18 protein-coding genes are annotated in these 18,080 nt (G+C 70.8%); 9 read left to right on the top strand and 9 right to left on the bottom strand.

Annotation, left to right across the window (positions count from 1 at the left end; translation table 11 throughout):
• Window positions 1-15: 15 nt before the first annotated feature.
• The 5 genes from PUT80_RS36010 to PUT80_RS36030 all read right to left on the bottom strand — a co-directional run bounded on the left by PUT80_RS36010 (window position 16) and on the right by PUT80_RS36030 (window position 5,783).
• Window positions 16-444 (bottom strand): MarR family transcriptional regulator, encoded by a 429-nt coding sequence (locus PUT80_RS36010; protein ID WP_134667702.1) that lies wholly within the window; start codon window positions 442-444, stop codon window positions 16-18.
• A 33-nt stretch (window positions 445-477) separates the two neighbouring features.
• Window positions 478-1,671 carry a CaiB/BaiF CoA-transferase family protein gene (locus tag PUT80_RS36015; protein WP_275294809.1) on the bottom strand — a complete coding sequence of 398 codons (1,194 nt, stop codon included), beginning with the start codon at window positions 1,669-1,671 and terminating at the stop codon, window positions 478-480.
• A gap of 69 nt (window positions 1,672-1,740) precedes the next feature.
• Entirely contained in the window at window positions 1,741-2,508 is a 768-nt protein-coding gene (locus tag PUT80_RS36020; protein ID WP_205673114.1) for an NPP1 family protein, read from the bottom strand.
• A 72-nt stretch (window positions 2,509-2,580) separates the two neighbouring features.
• On the bottom strand, window positions 2,581-4,413 hold the full coding sequence (locus PUT80_RS36025; RefSeq protein ID WP_275294810.1) for an FUSC family protein: 1,833 nt from the start codon (window positions 4,411-4,413) through the stop codon (window positions 2,581-2,583).
• A 182-nt stretch (window positions 4,414-4,595) separates the two neighbouring features.
• The gene (locus PUT80_RS36030; protein WP_275294811.1) at window positions 4,596-5,783 is read right to left on the bottom strand and encodes an FAD-dependent monooxygenase; all 1,188 of its coding nucleotides are present in this window, start codon (window positions 5,781-5,783) and stop codon (window positions 4,596-4,598) included.
• A gap of 136 nt (window positions 5,784-5,919) precedes the next feature.
• Here PUT80_RS36030 and PUT80_RS36035 point away from each other — a divergent pair, with 136 nt between their 5' ends.
• The gene (locus PUT80_RS36035; RefSeq protein WP_037812343.1) at window positions 5,920-6,387 is read left to right on the top strand and encodes a MarR family transcriptional regulator; all 468 of its coding nucleotides are present in this window, start codon (window positions 5,920-5,922) and stop codon (window positions 6,385-6,387) included.
• Window positions 6,388-6,393: 6 nt separating this feature from the next.
• Here the strand turns inward: PUT80_RS36035 and PUT80_RS36040 are convergent, their stop codons facing one another.
• On the bottom strand, window positions 6,394-7,314 hold the full coding sequence (locus PUT80_RS36040; protein WP_037812345.1) for a hypothetical protein: 921 nt from the start codon (window positions 7,312-7,314) through the stop codon (window positions 6,394-6,396).
• 96 nt (window positions 7,315-7,410) lie between these two features.
• Here PUT80_RS36040 and PUT80_RS36045 point away from each other — a divergent pair, with 96 nt between their 5' ends.
• The 3 genes from PUT80_RS36045 (at window position 7,411) to PUT80_RS36055 (ending at window position 10,625) form a co-directional block, all read left to right on the top strand.
• Window positions 7,411-8,469, top strand: a complete 1,059-nt coding sequence (locus tag PUT80_RS36045; RefSeq protein WP_134728715.1) for a hypothetical protein — start codon at window positions 7,411-7,413, stop codon at window positions 8,467-8,469.
• A 10-nt stretch (window positions 8,470-8,479) separates the two neighbouring features.
• Window positions 8,480-9,295, top strand: coding sequence for an alpha/beta hydrolase (locus PUT80_RS36050; RefSeq protein ID WP_275294812.1), 816 nt, complete (start codon window positions 8,480-8,482; stop codon window positions 9,293-9,295).
• 355 nt (window positions 9,296-9,650) lie between these two features.
• The gene (locus PUT80_RS36055; RefSeq protein ID WP_275294813.1) at window positions 9,651-10,625 is read left to right on the top strand and encodes a pirin family protein; all 975 of its coding nucleotides are present in this window, start codon (window positions 9,651-9,653) and stop codon (window positions 10,623-10,625) included.
• Between the two features lie 33 nt (window positions 10,626-10,658).
• Here the strand turns inward: PUT80_RS36055 and PUT80_RS36060 are convergent, their stop codons facing one another.
• A complete protein-coding gene (locus PUT80_RS36060; RefSeq protein WP_134670430.1) occupies window positions 10,659-11,564 on the bottom strand; it encodes a phosphatase PAP2 family protein in 906 nt (301 codons plus the stop codon).
• A gap of 112 nt (window positions 11,565-11,676) precedes the next feature.
• On the opposite strand from PUT80_RS36060, the gene PUT80_RS36065 reads away from it, so the two are divergent.
• From PUT80_RS36065 to PUT80_RS36075, 3 genes are read left to right on the top strand one after another with little or no spacing between them, the layout of a single operon-like run.
• Window positions 11,677-12,357, top strand: coding sequence for a response regulator transcription factor (locus PUT80_RS36065; RefSeq protein ID WP_275294814.1), 681 nt, complete (start codon window positions 11,677-11,679; stop codon window positions 12,355-12,357).
• Window positions 12,358-12,416: 59 nt separating this feature from the next.
• The gene (locus PUT80_RS36070) at window positions 12,417-13,763 is read left to right on the top strand and encodes a HAMP domain-containing sensor histidine kinase (RefSeq protein ID WP_275294824.1); all 1,347 of its coding nucleotides are present in this window, start codon (window positions 12,417-12,419) and stop codon (window positions 13,761-13,763) included.
• Window positions 13,760-14,242: a hypothetical protein gene (locus tag PUT80_RS36075; protein WP_275294815.1), complete on the top strand. Its 483-nt coding sequence runs from the start codon at window positions 13,760-13,762 to the stop codon at window positions 14,240-14,242. Before PUT80_RS36070 ends, PUT80_RS36075 begins: the two co-directional genes overlap by 4 nt.
• Here the strand turns inward: PUT80_RS36075 and PUT80_RS36080 are convergent.
• Window positions 14,239-14,832, bottom strand: coding sequence for a TetR/AcrR family transcriptional regulator (locus tag PUT80_RS36080; protein ID WP_275294816.1), 594 nt, complete (start codon window positions 14,830-14,832; stop codon window positions 14,239-14,241). The two genes, PUT80_RS36075 and PUT80_RS36080, sit on opposite strands and share 4 nt — an antisense overlap.
• Window positions 14,833-14,888: 56 nt before the next feature.
• Between PUT80_RS36080 and PUT80_RS36085 the strand changes: the two genes are divergently transcribed.
• Window positions 14,889-16,124: an FAD-dependent oxidoreductase gene (locus PUT80_RS36085; RefSeq protein ID WP_275294817.1), complete on the top strand. Its 1,236-nt coding sequence runs from the start codon at window positions 14,889-14,891 to the stop codon at window positions 16,122-16,124.
• A gap of 644 nt (window positions 16,125-16,768) precedes the next feature.
• Here PUT80_RS36085 and PUT80_RS36090 read toward each other — a convergent pair.
• Window positions 16,769-17,329 carry an NAD(P)H-dependent oxidoreductase gene (locus PUT80_RS36090; RefSeq protein WP_134670126.1) on the bottom strand — a complete coding sequence of 187 codons (561 nt, stop codon included), beginning with the start codon at window positions 17,327-17,329 and terminating at the stop codon, window positions 16,769-16,771.
• A gap of 95 nt (window positions 17,330-17,424) precedes the next feature.
• Between PUT80_RS36090 and soxR the strand changes: the two genes are divergently transcribed.
• Window positions 17,425-17,892 (top strand): redox-sensitive transcriptional activator SoxR, encoded by a 468-nt coding sequence (soxR, locus tag PUT80_RS36095; protein ID WP_134670128.1) that lies wholly within the window; start codon window positions 17,425-17,427, stop codon window positions 17,890-17,892.
• Window positions 17,893-18,080: the final 188 nt, after the last annotated feature.

Genomic DNA, 18,080 nt, shown 5'->3' on the forward strand with positions numbered 1-18,080 from the left:
TCCACAGTGGACCGGTCAGGACTCGACGAACCTGCTCAGCAACCGCCCGAACTCGGCCACGTCGCGGCTCGGCCAGTCGCGCAGCCGCTCTTCGAGCCGGTTCCGTTGCGCCGCACGGGTAATCGCCAGCGCGCGATGCCCGGCTTCGGTCAGCTCGAGCCGCTGCCTGCGCGAATGCCGCGGGTCCGGGCCGCGCACCACCAGCCCGGCGGTCTCCAGTTCCGCCAGCTGCCTGCTGACCGTCGAGGGGTCGAGCCCGTACTCCTGGGCGAGATCCGCCGCGTGCGCGCAGTCCGCGAGGTCGATCGAGGACAGCATCGTGTACTGCACGAACCCGAGCCCCTCGTACAGTTCGTTCGAGCGCACCCGCGACCCGCGGGAAAACAGGATCATCGCGCGGTGGATAGCGTCCAGGGCATCGCCGTCGCGGTCTTCTCCCGGCATGTCCCCGCATGCTAGAGATGCACCATACAACTGTCAACGCGGCTCGGCGGCGATCCCCCGGCGCAGCAGGTCTTCCGCGTCGACCCCGGCTTCTTCAAGCAGCGCACGGGTATGCGCCCCGAACGCGGGCACGTCGCCCATCCGCGCCTCGACGTCCGCGAACGTCACCGGCGGCAGCAGCGCGTCGACGGTCGCGTGTTCGGTGCCGATCTTGCGCCAGCGGTCGCGGGCGCGAAGCTGCGGGTCGGCCACGACGTCGGCGACCTGTTTCACTTGCGCCGCAGGGATTCCGGCGTTCGCGAGCCGCTCGTCCAATTCCACTGTGGACCATCGGGCAGTCTCGGCGGCAACCGCCGCGTCGCATTCCGCGCGGTGTTCGACGCGCTGCACATTCGTGGTGAATCGCGGGTCGTCGGCCAACTGCGGGGCTTCGAGGACTGAAGTGACCAACGTCCGCCACCCGCTGTCGTTCTGGACCCCGATCAGCATCTGACCGTCTTTCGTCGGGTACGCGTCGTAGGGGGCGATCGACGCGTGGCTCAAGCCCATGCGCGCGGGCTGGCGTCCGGAGTACATCTGGCTGTACATCGCGTAGCCCATCCACTCGACAGTCGCCTCCAGCATCGACACCTCGACCGTCGCGCCCTGCCCGGTCCGCCAGCGGCGCAGCAGGGCGGCCAGCACCGCTTGCGCGCAGTACATTCCGGAGGCGATGTCGGAGGTCGGGATGCCGGTCTTGACCGGGGTGTCCGGGGTGCCGGTGATGCCGATCAGGCCCGCTTCGGCCTGGACCAGCATGTCGTAGGCCTTGCGTTGTTCCCGGGGCCCGCCGACGCCGTAGCCGGAGAGATCGACGGCCACCAGTTCCGGATGGCCGGCGCGCAGTTCTTCGGCCCCGAACCCGAGCCGCGCGGCCGCGCCCGGAGCCAGATTCTGGACGAAGACGTCGGCCCTGGCGATCAGGCGGTGGACCGCGTCGCGGCCTTCCGTGGTTTTCAGGTCTACGGCCAGGGATTCTTTGCCTCGGTTGAGCCAGACGAAGTGGGCGCCGGTCCCGTGCACGACGTGGTCGTACTCGCGGGCGAAGTCGCCGCCGTCGGCGCGTTCCACCTTGATGACCCGGGCGCCCAGATCAGCCAGCGTGCGGGTGGCCAGCGGGGCGGCGACTGCCTGTTCGATGGAGACGACGGTGATTCCGTCGAGCGGGAGCGCGGAGTCCGAGTGCATGCCGATTACTATTACCCGGTTTTCGCGAGGGTGCTCGGGTGAGTTGCGTCGCGTGGAGCACCCTGAAAGCTAGCCGCGCGGGTCGAACGGGATGCCGGCCGGCTTCGACTTCTCCAGCAGGTCCTGGTACCGGCCGTCGCTGATCTTGATCGTCGCGGCGCCGAAGTCCGCGGCCATGAGGCGGTCGCGCAGCGCGCTCGACGGCCACCCGTCCCAGCCGACCAGCGGCGGATAGCGCCAATCGTGGTAGTGGTTCTCCGGCGGCTCGTCGTGGGCGTCGGCGAGGCGGAAGAAGTGCGTGCCGGGGCCGTCCTTGTGGTACACCGCCTTCGGGTGGGCGCCGTCGAAACTCACCTTCGACCGCGGGTACGTCACCTGCGAGGAATGCTGCGTGGTCGTCACGTACTCGACCTGGTTCGACGACTGGTCGATCCACGAGATCACGTGCTCCCAGTCGTGCCGGTGCCCGCCGAGGCCGCTGCCGTCGACGGCCTGGTCTTTCTCGAAGTAGCTCGCGTACACGACCGCGCACCAGCCGTGGTTGCAGGTGGAGCGCGAGTAGGTCTGGGAGTTGTCCAGGTCCGACTGGTCGTGGCAGTTGCCGTTGACCGCGCCGGTGGTCTTGAGGCCGGGCGCGAGGGTGCCGTCCGGGCCGATCGCGGGGGTGGCGTAGCAACCGTCGCCGTCGTAGTCGTAGGCGGGCGAGAAGGACTGCTCGTATCCGTTGGCGTTCTGCGGCAGGTTGTGCGGCGGATCGGCGTACGCCGCGGACACCGGGAACAGCAACGCGACGCAGGCTGCCACCGTCGCGACGCGGGCGAGCGGGAGTTTCCTCATGTCCGGATGGTGACACCGCGAACGCGGAAGGTGAAGGGACGCAGGGGAAGCATCCGGTGTCCGCACGGACCTTCAGCTCGCGAGGACCTCCGCGCCGCGGTGCACGCGCAGCAGGTCAGCCCGTACAAGGTCGGCGAGCAGCCGTTCCTCCTCGTCCGCCTCCGACGGTCGCGGCGGCAGTTCCCCGCTTCCGGCCAGCGCGCCTGCCGCCGCCTCCGCGAAGGACGCCATCGTCGGCGACTGCCCGTCCCGCTGCAGCAGCGCGCCCGCCGAAGCCGCGAGACCGCGCAACCCCTGTCCTGCCTCTTCCAAGGCTTCTCGCTGCTCCGACGAAGGCTCCCGGCTGCCGGGTTCGGGGCTCAACAGGTCCTGATGCGTCCGAGCCGCCGCGCGGAACCGCAGCCCGACCTCACGCCGGCCGCCTCCGCCGCGCAACCGCTCCGCCACCGACGCGAGCAGCTCGCCAGTTTCGGAGACGGCATCGGAAAACCGTTGCGCCACCGAAGGTTTCGGCACCCCGGGCACCGCGGCGAAGCCGAACAACAGGCCGATCACCACCGCCAGCACGACCAGCAGCAGGTACTCCACGAGCACCGACACCGCGTCCAGATGCCGTGTCGTCGCGTTCATCCCGACGCTCATCAGCACCATGCACCCGTTGAACACCATGGGCTGCACCTGCATGAACGGAAAACCGACGAGCAGCGCGACGATCCCCAGCGGCAGCAACGCGCCCGGCGGCAGCAACCACAACGCGACCGCCAGCACCACGGCCCCGGCCGCCGCGCCGGCCGCGCGTTGCCAGGCCTTCGCCAGCGTGTCCCGCCATTCCGGCTGCATGAGCGCGAACGTCGTCATGAGGAACGACACGGTGAGCGGATCGCCGGGCCGGAACGTCGCGATCACCGCGGCGACCAGCATCCCCAGCGCGCACCGCACCGCGTGCCGCAATTGCGCGGACCGCCACGAGAACACCCCGGTCGCCTCTCGTCGCAAGGCCTCGCGGACGAGATGCCGCGGGAAGTCCACAATGGACTCGTCGCGGTTCAGCACGGCTTCCCGGATCGCGAACAACCCGGCCCAGGCTTCATCAAGCAGCGCAGCGGTGTCGCCGGGCAACGCGACGTCCGGGTCGATCCGTTCGATCTCCGGCGGATCCGTAACGGTCTTGGCCCGCACGGCTTCCGCCAGCGCCGCGACCTGTTCGTCCGCGGCGTCGAGCACGCGGGAAACCGCCGCTGCCTGCTCTTCATCGAACGCACGCAGCCGATCCCGCAGCAATGCGGCGGTGCCGTGGTACCGGGCGCCGCCAGCGAGAACCCGCGCCTGCCACGCGCGCGGCCGGTCGGTCACCCACAACCGCACCGCCCGCTCCGCGCTCGCGCGATCCGGCCCGGCGAGCGCGTCGGCCAGCGCGGTGCGGGTCGGCTTGCCCGGATCGCTCAGGCCCATCAACAGCCGCAGCACGAACACGACCGCGACGGCCAGCGCCGGCGCGCAGATGATCTGCACCGGGCTGGCCGCCCCGCTCAACTGGAAGCCGTAGCCGAAAACCGAAGCCATGCCGAGTCCGAGCCCGACCGTCACGTACCGTGGCCCGAGCGCGGGCACCACCGCCGCCGCGAACACCACCAGCACGAGCAGCGCGATCGACGCGACCGGCGACACCTCGCCCAGCAACCGCGGCCCGGCCCCGCCGATCACCACCGCCGGAGCGAACGCCGCGAGCAGCCACAGATCCGGCCGCAACGGCCCGCCGGTGGCGGCGATGAAGCAGAACAACGCGGTCAGCCCGGCCAGCACCGCCGTCCCGCCGAGCCCGAGCGCCACCCCGAGCCCGGCCGTGCCGCCGACGACCACCAGAACCGCCGCGAGCATCCCGCCGCCGCGCGCAATCGCGTTCATCCCGCCCCGTTCCGTCACCGCGCAATGCCGCCGGGTAGCCTCGCACGCCGCACGCGGGCGCCGCGCGTCGGGGAAAGCCCGTGCGGCGATCGCGGTTCAACCCCGGCAGGCACGCACGACCGCCCCACCACTCGCCCTCGTGCGCGGCAATTCCGGTTCTCACCGGCGCAGGCACGCACGATTCAGACGGTCGTGCGCTCCGGCGGCAGCGTCAGCAAGTTGTGCACCTCGCTGTGCTCCTCCCCCGGCAGCCCGTCCAGCGCCCGCAACGCCGCGCTCCGCGCCGCCACCTCCGCCTCGGTCCGCGGCGACATCAACGCCGACCCGCCCGTCGCCAACGCCTGGTTGGCCTCCACGAACTCCCGCGACCGCCGCTCGTACGCCGCGAAAGCGACGTCGTGCGGAGCGTCCGCCAGCTCGTACGCCAGCAGATACGCACCGATCATCGCGAGACTCGACCCCTGCCCGGACAGGAACGACGTCGCGTGCGCGGCGTCCCCGGCCAGCGCGACGCGCCCCTTCGACCACACCGGCATGTGAATCTGGCTGACGACGTCGAAGAACAGGTCGTCCGCCGAGCGCATCGCCTCGACCATCCGCGGCACCTCCCAGCCGCAGCCTTCGAAACGGCTCGCGACCAGTTCGCGCTGCGCGGCCGGGTCGGCGAACGCTTCGAAGGGCGCGTCGGCGCGGGTGAACACCAGGAACCCGTGCACGTGGTCGCCGTCGCGGTCGCCCGCGGCGTAGAGCGACGCCGACCGGCCCGCCACCGCCCAGGACATGCCCTCGTGCGAGAGGCCGAGGTAGTTCGGCATGGTGAATCCGGCGAAGCAGTAGCCGAGGTAGCGGTGGAACTGCTCCTCCGGCCCGAACGCCAGCGAACGGGTCTTCGAGTGCAGCCCGTCCGCGCCGATGACCAGGTCGAACGTCTGGCTCCGGCCGCTGGCGAAGGTCACGTCGACCCGGTCTCCGCGATCGGCCAGCGCGGCGATCGACTCCGAGAAGCGGAACTCGACGTCGTCACGGACCGCGTCGTACAACAGGCTGGTGAGGTCGCCGCGAGCCAGTTCGATGTCGTGCCCGGCCTCGTCCCCGGTGATCACGGTCGGCGCGACGCTGTTCAGCACGCTCCCGTCCGCGTCGAGGAACGAGAGCCGCCGGGTGGCGACATGCCGCTCCCGCGCCTGCTCCGCCAGCCCCATCCGCCGCAGCACCTCGACGGCCGGGCCGCGCATGTCGATCGGGTACCCGCCGCCGCGCACCGCCGCCGCCTTCTCCACCACGGTGACCGCGAAGCCGTACCGGTTCAGCCAGTACGCCAGCGCCGGACCCGCGATGCTCGCCCCCGAGATCAGCACACTCCTGCTCATGGTTCTCCCCTTTGTTCCCCGGCAGGCGATAGATGCCTACCTTAGGTATCATTTTTGAGACCGGCCGGAACCGCCTCGCGCGATCCCGGTGACCCAACTGTATACCTAAGTTAGGTATCTATTCAAGGAGCCCGCGATGTCCGCCGTCCCTTCCCTGTTCCGGGACCTGCTCCCCCGGCTGAACGAGCTGAGCGGGACGCTGCGCCGGGGCAAGCTGTTCGAGCGCGCGGTCGAGGCGACCGGGCTGCCGCTGGAGCGGCCGGCGATGAGCGTGCTCGGCATCCTGCACATCGAGGACGCGCCGCTGCGGGTCGGCGAGATCGCGAACCGGATGAACGTCGTCGGGCCGCACGTGACGCGGCAGGTGCAGGGGCTGGAAAGCCGCGGGCTGGTGCGGCGCGTGGCCGACCCGGACGACCAGCGGGCGCGGCTGATCGAGCTGACGCCGGAAGGGAAAACGGCGGCCGAACGCTACGTCGCGGTCATCGAGGGCTGGTTCGCCGACGCGATGAGCGACTGGACCGCCGAAGACCGCCAGCTCCTCGACCGCCTCATGACGAAGCTGGTCGAGGACCTGACGGCCCGGCTGTCCGATCTGGACTGAACGGGATTACCGCGACATCCGCAGGAACTCCTGCTGCTCGCGGTCGTAGCGCTGGGTCAGGCCGTTTCCGTAGCGGTCCCACCAGTTCTGCGTGTGCCCGTTCTGCCGGGTGGTCGTGTCGCCGTAGACCTCGCGGTCGTATTCGATCCGCGCGTCGTGGAACTGCTGCTGGAATTCCTGCGGCGTCAGGCTCTGCAGATGCTGCACGGCGTCCGGGTCGAGGGTGCGCGCGCTCTGCACGATGTCCGCGCCGCCCATGTGGTTGAGGATCGCCCGGACGCCGCCCGCACCGCGCATGTGCGCGCCGGACATGATCGCGGCCTGGGTGCCCGCGTCGGTGAACTCCATCGCCCCGGCGCGGCGCGCGTTCGCGGTCATCAGCTGCGCGACCACCGCGCGTTCTTCGGCGCTGCCGAGGCCGTATTCCCGGCGGGCGGCCATGATCTGGTCGTAGCCGTTGTGCATGCTCTCGCGGAAGCCGTACGCCTCGCGCACGCCGCCCTGTTCGCCGGTCGCGCCCTCGGACCGCATGATCGAATCGACGACCCGGTCGTCCAGCTGCTGCGGTGCGGCACCCCCAGCAGCCGCACCGCCGCCGCCCGCCCCGGCTCCTCCGCCGCCCGTGCCGCCGCCGTAGCCCTGGGCCACCGCGGTGTCCGCGTCGGCGTAGTTCCGCGCCGCGTGCTGCACCTTGCCGTTGACCTGTTCGATCAGCTTCACGAAATCGCCGAGCGAGGACACGAGTTTCGACTGCAGCAAGGTGTTCGCCGCGGCGACCCCGCTGCCGATGCCCGCGAACGACAAGGCGTCGATCACGAGCGTCTCGAGGTCGCGGACGGCCGAGAACGCCGCGGCGCCGAGGCCCTCCACGTTCTTCACGATCGCCGACACCTCGGCCGGCAGCACCCGGTAGCTTCCCGCTGTCATGCCCGTGACCCTCGCGCACCGGCCCGGGCGCGCCAACGGCCGAATTACCCACTTTCGAAGGGGATCGAATCGCTGCCCGGTGGGTACCTGGGCGGCATGGAGTCCGACGAGGACCGGCACGACCGGACCGACCACGAAATCGAGCTGCTCGCCGAGCGGCTCTGGGCCTGGTCCCGCGAACCGGACGGCGAGCGGGGGCCGGAGCTCGGCCCGCTCGCCGAGGCCGGGTTCGCCGTCGACGGCGGCGTCGCGCGGTACGGCTCCGGCCGTCCGTGCGTCGCCCTGCTGCTCCCGTCCGACCGGCTCCGGGAGTTCGGGCACAACCTCGTCACCGCGGCGGTGCTCGGCGCCGCGCTCGCCACCGCCGCGACACTGGAATCCGGTTCCGTCGTCGTCACCGACCGCGCGGGCGACGAGATCGACGCGGTGCTGACCTTCCAGCCCGGCGTGCACACCTGGGCCGCCGCGCCGCTCGCCGCGCGGACCGAGCTGCGCGTAACCGTGCACGGGAATTCCGGGCCGGCTCCCGAAGACAGCACCGACGCGGTCGCCGGGCTGGTGCAGGTCTTCACCGCGATCGCCGCGCTGCGGGCCCGGCTGCCCGCCGGCGCGGCGGTGCAGGGAATCGTGACGCACGGCGGGGAATCCACCGATGTAGTGCCCGATTTCGCCGAAGCCCGCTTCGGGTTGCGTGCGCCGGACTCCGCAACGCTCGGGCACGTCGTCACCGAAGTGACCACCGCCGCCGAAGGCGCCGCGATGGCGACCGGGACCAAGGCGAACGTCGAACGGTTCGGCCCGATTCACGCGCGGTTCCAGGACAATCCGGTGCTGTCCGGGCATTTCGCCCGGCATCTCGCGGCGTGCGGGATCCACGCGTCCCCGTCCGGGTCCGCGGCGATTCCCGGCCGGCCCGAGGTCGGCGACCTGAGCGTGCGGATGCCGACGATCCACCCGTCCGTCGCCCTCCACGATCCGGTGCGCGCCGTCGGCAGCCGCGCGTTCGCCGAGGCGACCGGATCGCCGCGAGCCCGGACGGTGCTGCTCGCGACCGCATCGGCGCTGGCGCGCACCGCGTCGGACCTCCTCGCGCATCCCGCGCTGGTGCGCCAGGCTTGGGACAATTTCGCCGATCGAGCGCGGCGGGGTGGCTAGAGTCCTCGACATGGGGACGACTGACCTGCCGCTGCCCGACGGCCGCAACCTTCGGGTCCACGACAGCGGAGGCGACGGCTTCCCTTTGGTGTGGCACCACGGGACTCCGCAATCCGGTCGTCTGCTGCCGCCGGTGGTCGAGGCCGCGTCCGCGCGAGGATTCCGGGTCGTTTCCTATGCGCGGCCTGGATACGGCGGGTCCACTCCGCAGGTCGGCCGCACGGTGGGCTCGGCTGCCGAGGACGTGCGACAACTGGCCGACGCACTGGACCTGCCGCGGTTCGCGGTGATGGGAGCGTCCGGCGGCGGACCGCACACGCTGGTTTGTGCCGCGCTGCTGCCGGATCGGGTGACCGCGGCGGTGTGCCTCGCCGGATTGGCTCCGTACTCCGAGGAGTACGACTGGTACGGCGGGATGGTCGACGACAGCTCGCTGCGGGCCGCCCGCAAGGGCCGCGAAACCCGGCTGCAGCACGGAGAAACGCAGGAATTCGACCCGACAAGCTTCACCGACGCGGACTGGGCGGCGCTGCGCGGCACGTGGGGTCCTCTCGGCGAGGACGCCGGCGCCGCGGCGGACGTGGCCGCGGAAGCCGACGACGACCTCGCGTACGTCGCGCCGTGGGGCTTCTCCGCCGCCGACGTGCGGGTCCCGGTGCTGCTGGTGCACGGCGGCGAGGACCGGATCGTCCCGGTCAGCCACAGCGAATGGCTCCTGCGGAACCTCCCGGACGCCGAACTGTGGCTCCGCCCGCGCGACGGGCACATCTCGGTGCTCAACGCGCTCCCGACCGCGCTCGACTGGCTGCGCAACCTCCACGGCTGACCGTGAGGGGAACCCTCACTTACTCTGATTCCCCATGCCGGGAACTTAAGCCAGTGTTGCGAGGTGCGCTTGCTCCAGGCGGGGTTCGCAGTACGTGAGGGGGTCCCTGAGGGAATCAGATTCCCTCAGGGACCCCCTCACGTACCTCAAGAACCCGTCAGATAGTCGAAAAGCGGTCATTTCGACAGCAGTGGTGTCTCTTGTGGACGATCAGCCGGGCTGAATCGACGCGGCTGCCGTTTCCCGGCGGCGAGACTGAAGCGTCCCGCGATGGACGTTTCACGCGTGTCCGGCAGGTGGCCCCTCACCGCCAGCCGGGCAGTAACCCCGTCTCTCGCCGGTTATCGTGTCGGGCATGAGCAACGTCGAGACCGACCCGGCCGAACTAGCCTGCGGCGGCGACCCTGTTGACCCCGGCAAGGTCGAGATCCTCGACGCCCGCTCCGTGCCGCTCGGCGGCCCGCGCGCGATGCCGGTCCGCCGCACGCTGCCGCAACGCCAGCGGTCGCTGATCGGCGCGTGGTGCTTCGCCGACCACTACGGTCCCGACGACACCTCCGTCAGCGGCGGCATGTCCGTCGGCCCGCATCCGCACACCGGACTGCAGACGGTGAGCTGGCTGTTCACCGGCGAGATCGAGCACCGCGACAGCCTCGGCTCGCACGCGATGGTCCGGCCCGGCGAGCTGAACCTGATGACCGGCGGGCATGGCATCTGCCACGAAGAGGTGTCGACGCCGGAAACCACGACGCTGCACGGGGTCCAGCTGTGGGTCGCGCTGCCGGACGAGCACCGGCACACCGCCCGCGACTTCCAGCATTACGTCCCGCCGGCCACGGCCCTCGACGGAGCCACCGCACGCGTCTTCCTCGGCACGCTGGCCGGGGAAACCTCGCCGGTCAAGACCTTCACTCCGTTGCTGGGCGCGGAAATCGTCCTCGACCCGGGCGCATCGCTCAGCCTCGCCGCGGATCCGTCCTTCGAGCACGGCGTCCTGCTCGACACCGGAGAGCTCACCTTCGCGGGCACCCCGCTGCAGCGGGCCCAGCTCGGCTACCTCGGCATCGGCGCAACGACGCTCGACCTGCACAACCCCGGGTCGTCCCCGGCGCGGGCGATCGTGCTCGGCGGCCCGCCGTTCGGCGAGGAAATCCTGATGTGGTGGAACTTCGTCGGCCGCAGCCACGACGAGATCGCCGAATACCGCGAAGCCTGGGAGGCGAACTCCGACCAGTTCGGCGCGATCGAGCCGTACCCCGGCGGCCCGGCGCGGCTGCCCGCTCCCCCGCTGCCCGCGGTGCGGATCAAACCGCGCCGGAACCCGTCGTGAACGGCTGTCGCGGGGTAGGCGGGGGATCCCCGCTCACGACCCTCCGCTGAGCCGGTTCCGCGCCCCGGACGGGTCGAAGTTCACCCGCCGGAGCGGTCCCGCGGCCAAGAGCACCACCGCCACCGCGCTCAGCGCCGCGAGCACCAGCGCCGCCACGAACCGGGCCGGAACCGACGTCGCCGAGGACAGCACCGCGTACCCGCCGAGCACCACCGCGACCGGCCCGAACAGCGCGATCGCCGTCCGCACCGGCGGGATCCGGCTGCCGTCCGGACGCCGCGCCGAGACGACCGCCGCGCCCGCCGACACGACCGCGGCCACCAGCAGGCAGGCGCCCACGGTGTCGGAGAGCCGGTGCCAGCTGAGCGCGACGGTCGCCGCGGCCACCCAGGCGACGCCGGGCGCACCCACGGCGAGCACCCAGGTCCGGAACCGCGCGGGCAGCACCACGGCCAGTGCCAGCAGCACGGCGGTCGCCGCGCTCACGTGCCCGCTCGGGAAGCTGTTGTGGTGCGGGGCCCCGGCCGACCCGACGTCCGGCCGGTCCAGCAGGTAGATCTTGAGCAGCTGCGCGGCGGCCAGCGGCAGCAAGTACAGCACCAGCGCGGTCACGCCGAGCGCGAACCGCTTGCGCAGCACGGCGAGCGCCACGATGACGATCCCGGCCGCGCCGAACACCTCGACCCCGTCGATCCCGGCCAGCGGCCGCGCCCAGTCCACAGTGGACCGCGGAAGGCCCTGCGCGAAGCGGACGACCCCGTCCTCCGCGCGCTGCCCGGCCTCGGTCCGCACGAACAGCAGGTAGGCGACGACGAACGCGCCCGCGAACCCGATCGCCGCGGCGATCAGCACCGCGGTCCGCGAACGCCGCGGCGGGGCGAGCGCGTGGCGGGGCGCGGACAGGGGCACGGTCGGCGGATCAGGAGTCAGTACTGCCATGTCTTCGAGCCTGGCCGCGGGATTTCGAGATCTCGTCAGGGCCATGTCATGGTTTCGCTACAAGATCCGCCCGGCTCGCGCGAATCCGCGGGCATTCCGAATAATGGCCAGCGTGGCTGTGGTGTTGGTGGTCGAGGACGACGCGTCCGTCCGCGAGGGCATGGAACTGGCGCTGCGCCGGCAAGGACACACCGTGCACACCGCGGCGACCGGCGAGGACGGCGTGGCGCAGCTGCGCGAACGCGCGCCGGACCTCGTGGTGCTCGACCTCATGCTGCCCGGCATCGACGGGTTCGAGACCTCCCGCCGGATCCGCGCGCTCGGCCAGGTGCCGATCATCATGCTCACCGCGCGCAGCGACGATTTCGACATCGTCGCCGGCCTCGAAGCGGGCGCGGACGATTACGTCGTGAAGCCGGTCGAACCGCGCGTGCTCGACGCCCGCATCCGCGCGGTGCTGCGCCGCACTGCCGCCGAACCCGGCGGCGCGGGCCCCGAACAGCACGGCGACCTGGTGATCGACCGGGCCGGGATGCTGGTGCGCAAACACGGCGAACCGGTTTCGCTCACGCCGACCGAACTGAAGCTGCTGCTGGAGATCTCGCGCACGCCGGGCCAGGTGTACAGCCGCAGCCAGCTGCTGGCGTCGGTGTGGGGACACGATTATCTCGGCGATTCCCGCCTGGTCGACGCCTGTGTGCAGCGGCTGCGCGCGAAGATCGAGGACGTCCCGGCGCGGCCGGACCACGTGCAGACGGTGCGCGGCTTCGGCTACCGGTTCGGCCGCTCGTGAAACGGCTCCGGTCGTGGGTGTCCGGGCTGCGCCTGCGGCTGGTGCTGGCGTTCGCGGCGATGACGCTGGTCGGCGCGGGTGCGGCGGCGGGCGCGAGCTACGTGTCCGCGCGCAACACGATCCTGGCCGGCGTGCAGGACCCGGCGATGGTGCAGCTGCGCGACGAGGTCAGGACGTACCTGCCGCAGCTGACCCTGCCGCCCGACCAGCGCCAGCTCGACAACATGGCGAGCTCGCTCAAGGGCGTCACGACCGTGGTGTTCGGGTCGCTGCATTCGCGCGTCGGGCTGAATCCGGCGGAGATACCCGGCGGCCTGCGCACCGCGGTCGCGGGCGGGACCAGCATCCAGTTCCAGCGCGTCATCGAGGGCGGGCGCCCGGTCCTCTACATCGGGATGCCGCTGCTGCGCTACGGCGCGACGAAGGGCGAACACACCGGCATCGAGGTCTACAAGACGGTCCCGCTCGCCACCCAGCAGGCCGCGATCGAGCAGCTGGCGACGCGCGCGTGGGTCATGACCGCGCTGGCCTTGCCGATCGCGGTCGCGCTGGCGCTGCTGGCCGCGCGGCAGGTGCTGCGACCGGTGCGCGCGCTGAACTCGGCGGCGCGCAAACTCGGCGACGGGCAGCTCGACGTGCGCCTGCCCGCGAAGGGTTCCGACGAACTGGCCCAGCTGGTCACCACGTTCAACCACACCGCGGCGGAACTGGAACGCACCGTCGGATCGCTGCGCGAGATGGAGGCCGACGCGCGCCGGTTCGTCGCGGACGTCTCTCACGAGCTGCGCACCCCGCTGGCGGCGATGAACGTGGTCACCGACGTCCTCGACGAAGACGCCGACCAGCTGCCCGCGGACACCGCCGTAGCGGCGCGCCTGGTGTCCGCCGAAACGCGGCGGCTGACCCGCCTCGTGCAGGACCTGGTCGAAATCTCCCGCTTCGACGCCGGACGGGCCGAACTGCGGGTCGAGGAGGTCGACCTGGCCGAGGCAGTCGCGAACAGCGTCGCCGCCCGCGGCTGGACCGACTCCGTCGCGGCCGACCTGCCGAGCGTCACCGTGCCCGCGGACCCGCGACGGCTCGACCTGGTCGTCGCCAACCTCGTCGGCAACGCCCTGCGTCACGGCGCGCCGCCGGTCGAGATCCGGCTGAGCACCGACGACACGACCGTTTTCCTCACTGTCACCGACCACGGCCCGGGAATCCCCGAGGAGGTGCTGCCGAAGGTGTTCGACCGCTTCGCGAAGGCCGACACCTCGCGCGCCCGGTCCGACGGCAGCGGCCTCGGCCTGTCGATCGCGCTGGAAAACGCCCGCCTGCACGGCGGCGACATCGAAGCGGCGAACACCGGCAACGGGGCGCGGTTCACGCTCCGGCTGCCCCGCACCGCGAAGGAGGAGCGATGAAACTTCTGCGGCGCTTCGTCGCTTTCGCTGCTGTGTTGGCCGTCGCCGGTTGCGGTATCCAGCCGACCGGAGTGATCTCCGCCGGCGATGCTCCCGGCGGCTTCCAGCTGGGCACGCCACGTCCGCAAATCACGCTCTACTTCGTGTACGCGGGACAGCTCAGCCCGGTGCAACGCGCCTGGGCGAGGGACGCGACCCCCACGACGGTGCTGACAGAACTGTTCGGCGGCCCGACTCGCACGGAAGAACAAGAGGGCTTCTACTCGATGCTCTCGCCCGGCCGGCACGTCACAGTCGACACCTCGGCCCAGCCGGTGACCGTGACCGTCTCCGAATCGATGAAACTGCTGTACCCCGTCGGTCTGCAGCAGGTGGTCTGCACCGTGTCCGCGTCGCTAGCGGCGTCCGGGCAGCCGGTCGGCAAGGGGATCACCGTGGTCGCCTCGGACACCAAACTCGAATCCCTGTACTGCAACTAGCCTTCCGGCACGAACCCGCGCACGACCCGTTCGACGATCCCCAGCACGGCTTCCGTCGCGCTCTCCCCCGGCGGCACCTGCCGCAACGCCGCCTCCAACGCGCCGAACACCGCACCGGTCAATCCAGCCGCCTCGACGCGGTCCAGCTGCGGCGCGCACGTCTCGTACAGCTTCTCCGCCCACCGATCCCCCACCGCCGCGTTGCGCAGCAGGTATCCCGCGCGCAACGCGGGCACCCCGGCCAGCAGCCGGGTGCGCACCTCGGTGAGCGGATGGTCCAGCGGGAAACTCCACGCGTCCGCCGTCACCAGCGCATGGACGGTCCTGGTCACCATCTCCGCCACCGGCGTCCCCGGCTCCGCCGCGGCGAAGACCCCGTCCACCACCTCGTCGTAAAGATGCTGGTCAGCGAAGACGACGTCCTCTTTGGCGGCGAAGTAGTTGAAGTACGTCGCCGGGGACACCTTCGCCCGCGCGGAGATCTCGGCGACGGTCGTGCCGTCGTAGCCCTGCTCGTCGAACAGCGTGAGCGCCGCCTCGATCAGCGCCTGGCGGGTCCGCCGCTTCTTCTCTTCCCGCAACCCGGTCATGGCGTGAATCTTAGCGTTACTCTAAACTTAGAGAGTCTCTAATATTGGAGGTCCCGATGGAACGGACCGGATGCGTGGTCGCCGGGGGCGGTCCGGCAGGCGTGATGCTGGGCCTGCTGCTGGCCCGGGCCGGGGTCGAGGTGGTGGTGCTGGAGAAGCACCGCGACTTCCTGCGGGACTTCCGCGGCGACACCGTGCACCCGTCGACGCTGCGCCTGCTGGACGAACTGGGCCTCGGCGCCCGGTTCGCCGCGCTGTCCCGTTCGGTCCTGGAGCGGATGAAAATGGAGATCGGCGAGGAAACGGTGATCGCCGCCGACTTCAGCAGGCTGCGCGGCCCGCACAAGCACATCGCGATGGTCCCGCAAGCCGAATTCCTGGGCCTGCTGGCCGAAGCCGGTGCGGCCGAACCGAATTTCACCCTGCGCATGGGCGCTTCTGTTACCTCTCTGCGCCGCGAAGGCGGACGCGTCACGGGCGTCAACTACCGCGACGACAGCGGTGACATCGCCGCACTCGAAGCCCCGCTCACCGTGGGCTGCGACGGACGCTGGTCGAAAGTGCGCCAAGAACTCGGCCTCGCATTGCGGGAGACAGACGTCCCGATGGACGTCTGGCAGGTGCGAGTGCCGAAAGCCGGACCGGGCGAACAGGGGGTGTTCGCCCGGTTCGGCCCCGGATACGCCTCGGTGACCATGGACCGCGGCGATTACTACCAGACCTCGTACCTCATCCCGCGAGGCCAAGACGCCCGCCTGCGTTCCGGCCCCATCGAAGACTTCCGCTCACGACTGGCCGAGTTGTTCGGCTGGACGCCCGCGCAAGTGTCCGCCGTCCGCTCGTGGGACGACGTGAAGTTGCTGGAAGTGACCATGGGCCTGCTGCCGCGCTGGCACGCCCCGGGAGCCTTGTGCATCGGCGATGCAGCCCATCCGATGTCGCCGGTTGGCGGTGTCGGGGTGAACCTGGCCGTGCAAGACGCCGTCGCCACCGCACGACTCCTCGCGGAACCGTTGCGGCGCGGGGAAGTTCCGGTGTCCCGCCTGGCCGCCGTACGCCGCCGCCGGTTGTTGCCGACTGTCGCGGTGCAGTCGAGCCAGCGGGGTGAACACGAGATGCTGTTGCGCCCCGCGCTAGCCGGGACGCTGGACCGTTTACCCGCGCCGATGCGGGTGGTGCAACGATTCCCGGCGCTTTCCGGGGTGACTGCTTACCTTGGCGGCGTTGGGTTGCGGCCGGAACACGCTCCCGCTTTCGCCCGACGGTCTGGTGTGGACAGTCACGCTGGCTGACCGGTTGGCGGTCCGGTGCGGTGCCGCTTGGGTTTCGCGGCACCGCACCGGATTTGCTGTTCCGGTGGGCGGCACCGGACTCGCTGCATTGTTGAGGCTCCGGACTCAGCGCCTTGTTGAACGGTGCCGCACGGAACTCAGCGCCTTGTTGAACGGTGCCGCACTGAACTCGCTGCTTTGTCGGACGGGGCGGCACCGAACTCGCCGCCCCCATTTGGACGGTGCCGCACCGGACTCAATGCCCTGTTGAACGGTGCCGCACCGAACTCGCTGCCTTGTCGGACGGTGCCGACCGAAGCGTGGTCCAGCCTCAGCCAGCGCGGCGGGAAGCTCCGCCGAGCCGCAGCGTCGCCAACCAAGACTGCGCTGGCTTCCCGCAACGCCGGATTCCTCTTCCATCGCAGCGGTTCCGGCCCAGAACATGGTCCGGCCGCCCCTCTTCTGGAAGGGCAACCGCATCACCCAGCGGGGCCGCACCGTCAGTCAGCGCACCACCGGCTTCCAGCGCCGCCCCGAACTCACCCCCTCGGCTGAGCGGAACACGTCGCAGTTCACGGCAGCGAGCCGTCCAAACTCCGCCGGAGCAGCATCCGCACGGCTACCCCGGCGCTTCAACCACGCCGACCAGCGCCACCCCGCAGCAGCTACGCAGGGTAAGCCCGCACCGATCGGGCGTCCTGCAACGCGCGGGCCCACCATTCGAGCTGGTCGAGCAAGGCCTTCGCCGCGGTCTCGACGGCAGGGTCGAGCGGTTCGCCGTCCTCCCCGAACCGCCCGTGGACCCCGTGGAAGCTCACGGTTTCGCGGATGGTGACCGCGTGCAGTTCGGCGAAGACCGGGCGGAGGTGCTCGACCGCGCGCAGCCCGCCGGAAATCCCGCCGTAGGACACGAACGCGACCGGCTTCGCGTGCCATTCGCCGCGGAACCAGTCGAGGACGTTCTTGAGCGCGGCCGGGTAGCTGTGGTTGTACTCGGGCGTGATCACGACGAACGCGTCCGCCGCCTCGAGCCGGGCAGCGACGGGCGCGGCCCCCTCGCCGTTCATCGCGAGCGGCAGCGAGATCTCGGCGACGTCGAGGACGTCGACCTCGAACCCGCCGTGGCGGTCGGCCTGGCGGGAGAACCAGCGGACGACCGTGGGGGCGAACCGCCCTTCCCTGGCGCTGCCGACGAGCACAGCGAGCCGGACGGGAGCTTCGGACACGTTTTTCTCCTTTTCTCCGGGGCGGAACAGGTTTCCCGCCTCCGGAAAGGAGTCTCGAACTTCAAGCTCCCTTTAAGTCAAGCTATGCTGTGCGCATGGCGAAAACGGAGCTGCCCGAACTGACCGTGGGCGAACTTTCCCACCGCAGCGGCGTACCCGCGTCGGCCCTCCGGTTCTACGAGGACGAGAACCTGATCCAAAGCAGGCGCACCGCGGGCAACCAGCGCCGCTACCGCCGCGACACCTTGCGGCGGGTCACGTTCATCCGCATGTCGCAGCGGGTGGGCATGCCGCTGGCGCAGATCCGCGACGTGCTGGCCCTCCTCCCGGACGACCGCACCCCGACCCGCGCCGACTGGTCGCGCATCTCGTCCTGCTGGCGCTCCGACCTGGACCAGCGCATCCGCCAACTGGAACAACTCCGCGACCAACTGAACGACTGCATCGGCTGCGGCTGCATGTCCCTGGCCAAATGCCGCCTGGCCAACCCAGAAGACCGCCTAGGCCAAGACGGCCCCGGCCCGCGCCGACTGCCGGACCACCGGGGCGCCGGATTCGAGTGAGACCGCTCGGCAGCTGACTCCGGGAGGTTGACTGGCTGCTCGGCCGATGCTTCTTCGTGTGGGACTGCGGGAGTTCTCCGCGGAACTGCACCTACGCGAGGCCGCGTCCGCTTCGGCTACCAGCCAGTGCTCACGGCGCACTCTTACCGCGCGCTTCAGCCACCAGCTCGCTGCACGCTCTCACTGCG

The organism is Amycolatopsis sp. La24 (assembly GCF_029087445.1).
Classification (GTDB): Bacteria; Actinomycetota; Actinomycetes; order Mycobacteriales; family Pseudonocardiaceae; genus Amycolatopsis; species Amycolatopsis nivea.

Excerpts from the sequence above, each read along its gene's own strand:
- PUT80_RS36010 (WP_134667702.1), bottom strand. The coding sequence starts at position 444 with ATGCCGGGAGAAGACCGCGACGGCGATGCCCTGGACGCTATCCACCGC.
- PUT80_RS36015 (WP_275294809.1), bottom strand. The coding sequence starts at position 1,671 with ATGCACTCGGACTCCGCGCTCCCGCTCGACGGAATCACCGTCGTCTCC.
- PUT80_RS36020 (WP_205673114.1), bottom strand. The coding sequence starts at position 2,508 with ATGAGGAAACTCCCGCTCGCCCGCGTCGCGACGGTGGCAGCCTGCGTC.
- PUT80_RS36025 (WP_275294810.1), bottom strand. The coding sequence starts at position 4,413 with ATGAACGCGATTGCGCGCGGCGGCGGGATGCTCGCGGCGGTTCTGGTG.
- PUT80_RS36030 (WP_275294811.1), bottom strand. The coding sequence starts at position 5,783 with ATGAGCAGGAGTGTGCTGATCTCGGGGGCGAGCATCGCGGGTCCGGCG.
- PUT80_RS36035 (WP_037812343.1), top strand. The coding sequence starts at position 5,920 with ATGTCCGCCGTCCCTTCCCTGTTCCGGGACCTGCTCCCCCGGCTGAAC.
- PUT80_RS36040 (WP_037812345.1), bottom strand. The coding sequence starts at position 7,314 with ATGACAGCGGGAAGCTACCGGGTGCTGCCGGCCGAGGTGTCGGCGATC.
- PUT80_RS36045 (WP_134728715.1), top strand. The coding sequence starts at position 7,411 with ATGGAGTCCGACGAGGACCGGCACGACCGGACCGACCACGAAATCGAG.
- PUT80_RS36050 (WP_275294812.1), top strand. The coding sequence starts at position 8,480 with ATGGGGACGACTGACCTGCCGCTGCCCGACGGCCGCAACCTTCGGGTC.
- PUT80_RS36055 (WP_275294813.1), top strand. The coding sequence starts at position 9,651 with ATGAGCAACGTCGAGACCGACCCGGCCGAACTAGCCTGCGGCGGCGAC.
- PUT80_RS36060 (WP_134670430.1), bottom strand. The coding sequence starts at position 11,564 with ATGGCAGTACTGACTCCTGATCCGCCGACCGTGCCCCTGTCCGCGCCC.
- PUT80_RS36070 (WP_275294824.1), top strand. The coding sequence starts at position 12,417 with ATGACGCTGGTCGGCGCGGGTGCGGCGGCGGGCGCGAGCTACGTGTCC.
- PUT80_RS36075 (WP_275294815.1), top strand. The coding sequence starts at position 13,760 with ATGAAACTTCTGCGGCGCTTCGTCGCTTTCGCTGCTGTGTTGGCCGTC.
- PUT80_RS36080 (WP_275294816.1), bottom strand. The coding sequence starts at position 14,832 with ATGACCGGGTTGCGGGAAGAGAAGAAGCGGCGGACCCGCCAGGCGCTG.
- PUT80_RS36085 (WP_275294817.1), top strand. The coding sequence starts at position 14,889 with ATGGAACGGACCGGATGCGTGGTCGCCGGGGGCGGTCCGGCAGGCGTG.
- soxR (WP_134670128.1), top strand. The coding sequence starts at position 17,425 with ATGGCGAAAACGGAGCTGCCCGAACTGACCGTGGGCGAACTTTCCCAC.